We start from the raw sequence: 10859 nt of genomic DNA on the forward strand, positions 1-10859 counted from the left end.
GCGGGTTCCTTGTGTGCTGACCCCGCCCACCTCAGCTCCCCCCGCCCCCCTCACTCGGCCCCTGCACCGGTATCCACACCTTGAAGCAGCTGCCCACGCCCAGCTCGGATTCCACTTCGATGCGCCCACCATGTTTTTTGACGATGGAGAAGGACAGCGACAGGCCCAGGCCCGTGCCCTGGCCGACCGGCTTGGTGGTGTAGAAGGGGTCGAAGATGCGGCGCAGCACCTCGGGGCTCATGCCGCTGCCGTTGTCGCGCACGCTGACGCAGACCCAGCCCTCGGTGGCGGTACTGCTGAGTTTGAGGCGGCCGCGCTCGGGCATGGCGTGGGCGGCATTGACGATCAGGTTCAGGAAGACCTGGTTGAGCTGGGCCGCCAGGCAGCGCACCGGCGGCAGCTGGCCATAGTCGCGCTCGACCTCGACCTTGTATTTGATCTCGTGCCAGACCACATTGAGGGTGGATTCCAGGCCCTGGTTGAGGTCGGCCTCCTGCCAGTCGGCGTGGTCGACGCGTGAGAAATCCTTGAGGTCCTGCACGATCTTCTTGACCCGCACCAGGCCTTCGTCGCTTTCGCGCAAGAGCTGGGGCAGGTCTTCGTGGATGAACTCGAAGTCGGCGTCCTGGCGCAGGCGCGCGATCTGCTCGCGCAAATCGGCCGGCTGGGCTTGCAGGTCCACGCATTCGAACAGGCCGTTGAGCTGCAGCAAGGACTCCACATAGCGGCGCAGGGTGCCCAGATTGGAGGCGACAAAGCCAACCGGGTTGTTGATTTCATGGGCGACGCCGGCCGCCAGCTGGCCGATCGAGGCCATCTTCTCTGACTGCAGCAGCTGGTTCTGCGCATCCTCGAGCCGGGAATTGGCTTGCTGGATCTGGCGGTAGTTGTTGACCAGCTCGCGCTGCGCGCGCATGACCTCGCTGCGGTCCTGCAGCAGCCACCAGACGCCGGTCTCCGGGTCCTCCGGGCTGCCGGCGTAGGCGATCAGCTGGATCCACAAAGCCTGGCCGCTGAGGGTGCGCAACTCCATCTCGTGGGTCAGCGATTGGCCAGCGCTCAGGGTCGGCACGGCGATGGCGCGCAGCTCTTGGTAGGCCGCGGCATTGCCCAGGAAATGCGCCTGGGCCATCTCGGCATTGCTCATGCCTTCGAGCTCGAACATCTGCGCGAACTTGCGGTTGCTGCGCAGGATCTGGCGCTTGCTGGTGCAGAGAATGCCGACCGAGGCGTTCTCCAGAAAGGCATCGAGCTCCTTGTGGCTGCGCAGCAGCTCGGCACTGCGGGCGGCCACCAGAGTTTCCAGCTCCTGTCGGTGGCGCCTGAGTTCGTCCTCGGCGGCGTGGCGGCGGCTCACGTCCATCATGGTCTCGATGGCGCCGACGATCTTGCCTTGGGTGTCGTAGAGCGGCGCGGCGGTGCAAAAGATCCAGCGGCCGTGCTCGCCGAACTGCGGGAAGAAGTCCTCCATTTCGAAGGCGCCGGGAATCAGGGGCGAGGGGCGGATGGTGTCGCCATACAGCCTCGGGCCTTCGTCGGCGGTGCGGCCATCAACGATCAGGTCGACCAGCAGCGCCCGCGGCTCCTGCACAAAGGCGCGCCATGGCGTCTGGCTGCCCACCATGGTCGCGGCCTCGATGCCGGTCAGCTGCACGCAGGCGGCATTCCAGTGGGTGACCTGGTGCGTCGCGTCGAGCACAAAGGTGGCCACCGGGTTGTTGTCCAGGATCTGGTGCATGACGCGGCCGACTTCGAACAGGCTGTTCTGCACATGGCGCATATCGCTGAGGTCGGTGCAGGTGATCAGGGCCAAGGGGCCTTGCGGGCCGGCAATGCGGCTGGCGTTGATTTCGAGATGCCGCACCGAGCCGTTGGCCGTCAGCGCCTCGCATTCGAGCGCCGGCAGGTCTTGCTGAAGTTCCAGGCAGCGGGCGCCATAGGCCCGGACCGACTCCATGCTGGCTTCGCTGGCCCAGGCGTAGTGCGGCACCAAGCAGAGTTCGGCCAGGCTGTAGCCGAACAGGCGTTGCAGGGCGGCGTTGGCAAAGACGATGTGAGCGCCGTCGTGCACCAGCAAGGGCGCGCTGACCGCTTGCAAAGCGGCGCTGCAGCTTGGATCGAGGATGTCGGGCGGCGGCGGCAGCTCGGTGGCGCCACCCATGGCGGCTTGCAAGGCCAGGGCCAGGCCGCCGGGCGCCCGCGGGGGGGTGTCGAACTCAAGCATGTTGAGCTTTCTTGGCCGCCTGGCGCGGATCCTGCGGCTTCTTGATGAAGAAGCTCAGGCTCAGGCGCTCGCGCTGGTCCATCAATTGCACCTGCTTGATCAAGGCGCTGCTGAAGACATGGCCGGCCGGCAGCAGCAAGCTGCCATGTGGGCTGAGCAGATCGCGGGCCAGCACCATGCCGCCGCGCAGCTCAGATGCGCTCAGTTCCTGGTCGGCCGCGCTTTCCAGGGCGAGCGCGGCCTGCACCGTATCGAAGGCGGCCAGCACCTCCGGGTCGTAGTGCTGCGCCCCGTTCTCATGGATGGCTTTGCAAGCGTCGACGGTGGAAAACACCTTCTCGGCCAGGCGCCCGGCAATCAGGGATTCGAAGGTGCTGGCGATGTTGATGATCTGCGAACCCAGGGGCACTTCCAGGCCGGTCAGGCCGTCCGGGAAGCCCTTGCCGTCCACCCGCTCGTGTTGCGAGCGGATCAGCAAGGCGCTTTGGTGCAGGCGGGCCAAGGGCATCAGCGCGGCCTGGGCTTGCAGCGGGTGGCGTTTGTAGAGCTCAAATTCGCGGCCGCTCATCAGCGACACGGTCTTGCGCAGCAGCTCGTCCGGCAGGCCGATCTTGCCCACCTCGTGCAGCAGGCCGGCGTTGTGGATGTCCAGCACTTCGGCCGGCCCCAGGTTCAAGGCTTCAGCGATGCGGCCGGCCAGGGTGGCGACGCGGCGGCCGTGGCCGCTGACGCTGCCGTCGCGCAGCTCCAGCAAACCAGCGAAGACGCTGATGGACAGGGCGAAGTTTTCTTCCAGCTGCAGATGGGCTTGTTGCAGCTTTTCGTGGGCCAGAGCCATCTCGGCATGGGAGCGGCTGAGCTCGTCGTGCGTCTGCTGGAGCTCTTGCGTGCGCTCCTGCACGCGCTTCTCCAGCTCTTCATTGACGCCGGCCAGCTGTTCGTTGGCGCGGCCGAGCTGGCCATTGCTGTCTTGCAGCTCCTGGTTGACCGAGGCCAGCTGGCCGTTGGCGTCCTGGAGCTGATCATTGACGCTGTGCAGCTGGGCATTGCTGTCCTGCAGCTGCATATTCATGTCTTGCAGCTGCTCGTTCTGGACCTGGGTCAGCTGGGCCAGACGCTGGTTCTCCTGCTCCAGCTTGTGCCTTTGCAGGCCGTCGCCAATGGCCAGCAGGATGTCGTTGTCGTCCCAGGGCTTGGAGATGTAGCGGTGGATGGCGCCGCGGTTGATGGCCGCGATGGTGGAGCTGATGTCTGCGTAGCCGGTCAGCAGGATGCGAACCGTCCCCGGCCAGCCTTCGCGCACCTGCTCCAGAAACTGCACGCCGTCCATCTCGGGCATGCGCATGTCGGAGACCACCAGGTCCACCGGTTCCAGCGCCATCAAGGCCAGGCCGGCGGCGCCGCCTTCGGCCATCAAGATCTTGTAACCCTGAGGCCGCAGCAAGCGCCGCAAGGCGCTCAGGATGGACGGCTCGTCGTCCACCAGCAGGATGGTGGGCGGGCTTGCTACCTCGTCATTCATGGCTGCCCCTCTCAGCCCCGCGGCCCCTCGGCGAGCGCCGGGCTGGGGATTGGGGCAGTACATGGCCAGAGCTTGCGCTTGAATCCAAGCGACCGCACATTTTCAAATGATAAAAACGTGAAATATGCGTAATTCAGGCGCAGCGCCCAGGGCGGGCGCCGGCCGCGCAGCCCGCGCAAAGGCCGGCTGCGCCCGAGCTCAGCGTTTGACGACCTTGACGCTGGAGTTGGCCTTGCCGGCATCGACATAGCCGATAGCGCCGGGCGTGCTGGCGACGAACTTGAGCACCTCGTCGTCACCGCCCAACTCGCGCGGCGGCTTGGCGCCGCCGGTGAAGATCTGGCGCGCCCACAAGGCCTTGAGCTGGGATGGGTTCTTCTTCAACACCTTGTTGCCGAAGTCCTCGCGCGTGGCGCCTTCCTTCTGGTCCACCGGCACGGCCTCGCCGCCGCCGGGGAAGGTCTTGGTCTGGCCGAGGAAGATCTTGCTGATCTGCTCGTCATCGAGCGCCGTGGCATTGCTCGGGTGAACGATGACGGCGGTGTCCGCCTGTGCGACGCCGGCCATGGCCAGGGCTGTGAGGCCGGCGAGCAGGTTGCTTGCGAAGCCTTGCTTAGCTTGTTGTGTGTTCTTCATGGCTTGCCCCCGTTCAGAAGACAAAGTCATAGGACACGGTCACCAGCTTGCGACGGACATCGGTGCCGTCCAGCAGGTCCCAGCGGCTGCGGTCGTACTGCGCCTTGATCGAGCTGGTGTCGGTCAAGTCGTAGCGCAGGCTCAGGCTGGTCATGGCGTCTTTCTCGGCCAAGGTGGTGAAGGCCGAGTTGTAGGCCTTCAGCTGGCTGACCGTGATCATGGGCGTGAACTTGTCGATGCGGTAGCCGGCACCAAACATGCGGCCGCGGTAGCTGCCGCGAGCCGGCGAGCGGTCGATGTAGGAAATCTCGCTGCGCAGCAGCCAGTTGTCTTTGTCGATGACGAAGGACAGGGCGGCAAAGGTCTGCGGCGAATGCGTGCCGTTCGCCGGGTTGGGCGAGGTCTGCACGCCATCACGGAATTGCTGCTGCTTGGACTTGTTCAGAGCCAGGCGGGCGGTGAACCAGTCGCGGTTGATCTCCAGGTCCACACCCCACATCTGGTCCCAGTTGATGTCCGAGGGCGAGGCTGTTTCCAGCTTGGCGATCGGGTTCTTCTTGGTGTGCTCGCTGCCAGCGTAGGCTGTGGACTTGACCGCCCAGCCTGCGACATCACCGCGATAGGTCAGGTTGGCACCGTTGTAGTTGACGACGGCCCAGCCGTAGACATCGGGCGGCACCCGCACCCAGCTGTAGGCATAGCTGACGTCCTGGTAGTCGGAGTAGAAGAACAGCGGCAGCCGCTTGCGGCCCAGCTGCACGGTCAGCTGCGGTGTCAGGTTGTAGGACAGGTAGGCCCATTCCAGGTCGGCCCTGGCCTTCTGCGCCGCATGGCGTGCGACGCCCTGGGCGGTGAAGGACAGATCGGGTGTGAAGGTCCAGTTGCCCTGAATGCCGACGCGCGATTCGGGCGCCAGCGACCATTTCTGCTCGTAGACCGAACCGTGCGAGAAGTCGGCGATCAGGCAGGGGCAGTTCCACTGCGTGCTGTCCGGGTAGCCGATGTCAATGCCGCCGGCACTGATGACCTTGCCGGCCGTGATGTTGCCGAAGCCGGAGTAACTGAAATCAACCGCCTGGCTCAGACCGCTGGCGCACAGCGCGCCGGCGGCCAGGGCGATGCGGCTGACGTGGGTGAGTGATGGTCGTGCGTCGTTCTTTCGCATCTTGGGTCCTTCCAATGGATCAACAGCACCATCGCTTTGAGATGCCTGCTCCATTTATCGGCGTTTGAACCTGTTGGCTTGCGACGGAACAGACCGTTGTATATCGCCCAGTTGTGCGCTGTGCGCGCGCGGCGGCAGGATTACAAGGCCGGCCCCAGGCCAAGCGGGGCCGGCAGGGCATTCAGCACCGTCTGGAACAGCGCCCGGTAGGGTTCGTCCACGGCATGGCCGACTAGCGGGTCTCGGTTGCGCGCAAAGGCTTCGTCGAGCTCAGCCCAGTCTTCGGGCGCAAACATCTGCAGCGCCAGCGGCAGGACCTGCGCCTCTTCGATCTGCATGTGTTGCAGATAGCCGTGGACATAGCGTTCGGCCAGCTGCTCGAAAGCGGCGCGCCGGCTCTCGCCCATGAGCTCGAAGCCGAGCAAGGCATGTTCCAGGTCGCGGATGGCGCGCTCGCCGCGCTGGTGGTCTTCGTCCAGCCGGTCCAGCACGCTGCGGATCTCGGGCGCCCTGGCGCGCAGCTTGGGGAAGAGCAGCTCGCTCTCCTTGGGGTGGTGAAGGCGCTCGGGGAACTCGTCCAGGTAGAAAAGCATGGCGCGCAAGGCGGCGAAGTCCGGCCGGGCCTCGCGCCGGCGCAGCTCGGCCAGAAGCAAAGGCACCGAGCGCAGCATGGCGGCCAGGGCTCGGTGCTCCTCGCGAATCACCTGAAGGGTCAGCGGGCTGTTCGGCTTCATGGGGGCTCCTGCTGCGGCTGGGCGAGGGGCCGCGCAGGCGCTAGGCTGGCAGATTCCAGAGCCTTGGATTTGCGTTGGATCAAGCCCGGCTCAGGTCTTTGTCGGGGCCGCAAGCCAGTCCGTGGCGGCCGAAGCGCAGCGTCCAAGTAAAATCCGGGATTACCCCGCAACTTCACTTCCGCACGCACATGGCAACTACCGCTGCTCGCAACCCCACCTTGATGGCCAACGCCATTCGCGCACTGGCCATGGACGCCGTGCAGCAAGCCAACTCGGGCCACCCGGGTGCACCCATGGGCATGGCTGACATCGCCGTCGCTCTGTGGAGCCGCCATCTGCGTCACAACCCGACCAACCCGCAATGGGCCAACCGCGACCGCTTCGTGCTGTCCAACGGCCACGGCTCCATGCTGATCTACGCCCTGCTGCATCTGTCGGGCTACGCGCTGCCGATCGAAGAGCTCAAGGCCTTCCGCCAGCTGCACAGCAAGACCCCGGGCCACCCGGAAGTGGGCATCACCCCGGGCGTGGAAACGACCACCGGCCCGCTGGGTCAGGGCATCACCAATGCCGTCGGTCTGGCCCTGGCCGAGAAGATGCTGGCCAAGGAATTCAATATCGACGAGCACCAGATCGTCGACCACCACACCTATGTGTTCCTGGGTGACGGCTGCCTGATGGAAGGCATCAGCCACGAAGCCGCTTCGCTGGCTGGCGCCTGGAAGCTGAACAAGCTGATCGCCATCTACGACGACAACGGCATCTCCATCGACGGCCAGGTCGCCCCCTGGTTCGCCGACAACACGGCCCAGCGTTTCGAAGCCTATGGCTGGAACGTGGTCGGCCCGGTGGATGGCCATGATGTCGACGCCGTCGATGCCGCCATTGCCGAAGCCAAGAAGAGCAGCGTCAAGCCGACCCTGGTGATCGCCAAGACTCACATCGGCAAGGGTTCGCCGAACCGCGCCAACACCGCCAAGGCCCACGGCGAGCCGCTGGGTAACGACGAAATCAAGCTGACCCGCGAGCAGCTGGGTTGGGCGCATGAGCCCTTCGTGATCCCGCAAGAGGTGTACGCCGACTGGGACGCCAAGGCCGCCGGCGCCGCGCTGGAAAGCAGCTGGGATGAGCGTTTCGACGCCTACGCCACCGCCCACCCCGAGCTGGCCGCTGAGTTCCAGCGCCGCATGGCCGGCGTGTTGCCTGCCAACTTCGCCCAGACCGCCGTCGACGCCGTCGTCGCGGCGCACGGCAAGGCCGAAACTGTGGCCAGCCGCAAGGCCAGCCAGCTGGCGCTGGAAGCCTTCACTGCCGCCTTGCCGGAGCTGCTGGGCGGCTCGGCCGACCTGACCGGCTCCAACCTGACCAACACCAAGTCGACCCCGGCCTTCCGCGTCGAGGCCGATGGCAGCAGCAACGGCGGCCGTCACATCAACTACGGCGTGCGCGAGTTCGGCATGGCCGCCATCATGAACGGCGTGGCCCTGCATGGCGGCTACATCCCCTACGGTGGCACCTTCCTGACCTTCAGCGACTACAGCCGCAACGCCATCCGCATGGCCGCGCTGATGAAGCAGCGCGTCATCCACGTGTTCACCCATGACTCCATCGGCCTGGGCGAAGACGGCCCGACCCACCAGTCGATCGAGCATGTCGCTTCGCTGCGCCTGATCCCGGGCCTGGACGTCTGGCGCCCGGCCGACACCACCGAAACCGTGGTCGCCTGGACCATGGCCATCGGCAACGCCCAGCGCCCCAGCGTGCTGGCCCTGTCGCGCCAGAACCTGCCCTATGCGCCCAAGACCGCGGTCGATGACATCGCCAAGGGCGGCTATGTGCTGGCCGAGCCGGCCACCGTCGGCATCAAGAGCAAGAAGGCCCGTGCTGTCATCATCGCCACCGGCTCGGAAGTGCAGCTGGCCATGCGCGCCCAGGAAATCCTGGCCCTGGACGGCATCGGCGTGCGCGTGGTCTCCATGCCCTCGACCAGTGTCTTCGACCGCCAGGACCTGGCCTACAAGAAGTCCGTGCTGCCGGATGGCCTGCCGCGCATCGCCGTGGAAATGGGCGTGACCGACGGCTGGTGGAAGTACGGCTGCGCCGCCGTCGTCGGCATCGACACCTACGGCGAATCGGCCCCGGCCCCGGTGCTGTTCAAGCACTTCGGCTTCACCGCCGAGAACGTGGCCGACACGGTCAAGGTGGCGCTGGGTGTGGCCAAGCTCAAGGGCAAGAAGCGCTGAGATTCGGTTAATCTCACGGCCTTTCTTCACCACCACAACACAGGAGGAGCGCTTGAACCACCCATCGAAGAATTTGGGGTTTGGGCGCATGGTGGTGATCTTGGGCCTGCTCGGCGGGCCTGGGATCGCTGCGCATGCACAGACCAAAGACGTGACACCGCCGTCCGCAGCGCAGTCGCTGAAGTGCCTGGTCCGCCAGGAGAAGCTGCCGGTCTATCCGCACCAACATGAGCTGAATCGCACCGAGGGATTCATGCGGGTGCAGCTGCACTTCAGCAAGGCCGACGCGCCACCGCGCATTGAGGTGCTGGTGAGCACGGCCGCGCCAGAGATGCAGGAACGAACCTTTCGCTATCTCGAGGGCTATCGCCTGCCCTGCCTTTCGGCAAGCGAAGGAACGGTCAAGGCCGTGCAGGAGTTCAGCTTCAAGAACTCCGACCGTGAACCACTGCCGGTGGAGGCTGATAGTAAGCAGGAGTTCTGCATCGTCATGCCACGCGAGCCCATCGAAGTGCCGCAGTCCTTCCTCGGTAGTCGCCACGTCGAGCATGTCGTGGCCGTGGCCAGTTTCTCCGGTGATGGTCAGCAGGCTCCCGAGGTGACGCTGAGCCATTCCACAGCCTCCAGGAGTGTCGAAACCATGGTGCGCGAGCGCCTGGCCCAGTACCGCATGCCCTGCCGTAGCGGCGCCGAGCCGCCGCAATCCATGCATCAACAGTTCAGTTTCAGTCCTGCGGGCGAGCGACGCTATGTCTTGAAGCGCGAAGTCTTTGGTCTGGCTGAGTTCCTCGGCCTGACGGCCGGTGTCCGGCAATTGCAGGCGGAATTCGATTTCGCAACCATGGGCTGCCCGTTCAAAGTCGATTACACGATTTATGGGTCGAGCCTGCCCAATGAGGTCCGCTCCGACAAGAAAGACCCGAACCGCATCAGCTTCTTGAAGTGGCTGTCGGAGCGGCAGATTGCTTTTGCCAACGACAAGCAGGCCAACGAGCTGTTCGGTCAGACGGTGCAGATTCAGGTGCCGTGCGGCAGCTTGAATCTGAAGCCTGTGGCCGCGGCGGGTTGAGGCTCGGCGCATGAGCCTGGCGATGGTCGACCCATTTGCATGCCCTGAGAGTTCGCCATCCAGCTACTCTCGGGGAATCCTGATCTCCGGCTGCGGCCGCGCCTCCGTTTCCGTTTTGTTTCTATCCTCTCCCACCTGAACAGGAGTTACCTCTCATGACGATCAAGATCGGTATCAACGGCTTCGGCCGCATCGGCCGCATGGTGTTCCGCGCTGCCATCGCCAACTTCAAGGAAATTGAAGTGGTCGGCATCAACGACCTGCTCGAGCCTGATTACCTCGCCTACATGCTCAAGTACGACAGCGTGCACGGCAAGTTCGACGGTGAAGTCTCGGTCGAGGGCAACACCCTGGTCGTCAACGGCCGTGCCATCCGCCTGACCCAAGAGCGTGACCCTGCGAACCTGAAGTGGAACGAAGTCGGCGCCGACATCGTTGTCGAAGCCACCGGCCTGTTCCTGGACAAGGCCTCGGGCGAGAAGCACCTGGCCGCTGGCGCCAAGAAGGTGGTGTTCTCGGCACCGTCCAAGGACGACACCCCGATGTTCGTGTTCGGTGTGAACCACAACACCTACGCCGGTCAGGCCATCATCTCCAACGCGTCTTGCACCACCAACTGCCTGGCTCCCCTGGCCAAGGTGCTGAACGACAAGTGGGGCATCAAGCGCGGCCTGATGACCACCGTGCACGCGGCCACCGCGACGCAGAAGACCGTCGACGGCCCGTCCAACAAAGACTGGCGCGGCGGCCGCGGCATCTTGGAAAACATCATTCCTTCGAGCACGGGCGCTGCCAAGGCCGTGGGCGTGGTGATTCCGGAGCTGAACAAGAAGCTGACCGGCATGAGCTTCCGCGTGCCGACCTCCGACGTGTCGGTGGTTGACCTGACCGTGGAGCTGAACAGCGAAGCCTCGTACAAGGACATCTGCGCCGAGTTCAAGGCCCAGTCGGAAGGCGCATTGAAGGGCGTGCTGGGTTACACGGAAGAGAAGGTCGTGGCGACCGACTTCCGCGGTGATGCCCGCACCTCCATCTTCGACGCCGACGCAGGTATCGCCCTGGACAGCACCTTCGTCAAGCTGGTGGCTTGGTACGACAACGAGTGGGGCTACTCGAACAAGGTGCTCGAGATGGTGCGCGTGATCGCCAAGTAATCAAGCGAGCGAGAGGGGCTGCAGCTTCGCTGCGGGCTCCACTGCACAGCAGAAAGGGCCTTGCCAACAGCAAGGCCCTTTTTTTGCGCCCGATCGGCGCGCGGGCTGCCGC

The 10859-nt window shown here is 64.8% G+C and carries 8 protein-coding genes; 3 read left to right on the top strand and 5 right to left on the bottom strand.

The window, feature by feature from the left end; all coding sequences use genetic code 11:
* Positions 1 to 31: 31 nt before the first annotated feature.
* The 5 genes from ACQY39_RS06130 to ACQY39_RS06150 form a co-directional block, all read right to left on the bottom strand.
* Positions 32 to 2224, bottom strand: coding sequence for an ATP-binding protein (locus ACQY39_RS06130; RefSeq protein ID WP_428504390.1), 2193 nt, complete (start codon positions 2222 to 2224; stop codon positions 32 to 34).
* Entirely contained in the window at positions 2217 to 3746 is a 1530-nt protein-coding gene (locus ACQY39_RS06135) for an HD domain-containing phosphohydrolase (RefSeq protein WP_428504392.1), read from the bottom strand. Before ACQY39_RS06135 ends, ACQY39_RS06130 begins: the two co-directional genes overlap by 8 nt.
* A 198-nt stretch (positions 3747 to 3944) precedes the next feature.
* Positions 3945 to 4382 (bottom strand): phosphate ABC transporter substrate-binding protein, encoded by a 438-nt coding sequence (locus tag ACQY39_RS06140; protein WP_428504394.1) that lies wholly within the window; start codon positions 4380 to 4382, stop codon positions 3945 to 3947.
* A 13-nt stretch (positions 4383 to 4395) separates the two neighbouring features.
* Positions 4396 to 5547 (bottom strand): hypothetical protein, encoded by a 1152-nt coding sequence (locus tag ACQY39_RS06145; protein WP_428504396.1) that lies wholly within the window; start codon positions 5545 to 5547, stop codon positions 4396 to 4398.
* A gap of 140 nt (positions 5548 to 5687) precedes the next feature.
* Positions 5688 to 6281, bottom strand: coding sequence for a hemerythrin domain-containing protein (locus ACQY39_RS06150; RefSeq protein ID WP_428504398.1), 594 nt, complete (start codon positions 6279 to 6281; stop codon positions 5688 to 5690).
* Between the two features lie 188 nt (positions 6282 to 6469).
* Between ACQY39_RS06150 and tkt the strand changes: the two genes are divergently transcribed.
* The 3 genes from tkt to gap all read left to right on the top strand — a co-directional run bounded on the left by tkt (position 6470) and on the right by gap (position 10747).
* Positions 6470 to 8524 (top strand): transketolase, encoded by a 2055-nt coding sequence (tkt, locus tag ACQY39_RS06155; RefSeq protein ID WP_428504400.1) that lies wholly within the window; start codon positions 6470 to 6472, stop codon positions 8522 to 8524.
* A gap of 52 nt (positions 8525 to 8576) precedes the next feature.
* The gene (locus ACQY39_RS06160; RefSeq protein WP_428504402.1) at positions 8577 to 9593 is read left to right on the top strand and encodes a hypothetical protein; all 1017 of its coding nucleotides are present in this window, start codon (positions 8577 to 8579) and stop codon (positions 9591 to 9593) included.
* 155 nt (positions 9594 to 9748) lie between these two features.
* Positions 9749 to 10747, top strand: coding sequence for a type I glyceraldehyde-3-phosphate dehydrogenase (gene gap / locus ACQY39_RS06165; protein WP_428504404.1), 999 nt, complete (start codon positions 9749 to 9751; stop codon positions 10745 to 10747).
* The last annotated feature ends 112 nt before the right edge of the window (positions 10748 to 10859 follow it).

The sequence above is a fragment of the Roseateles sp. genome, from assembly GCF_965262435.1.
In the GTDB taxonomy this organism is placed as follows: Bacteria; Pseudomonadota; Gammaproteobacteria; order Burkholderiales; family Burkholderiaceae_C; genus Paucibacter_A.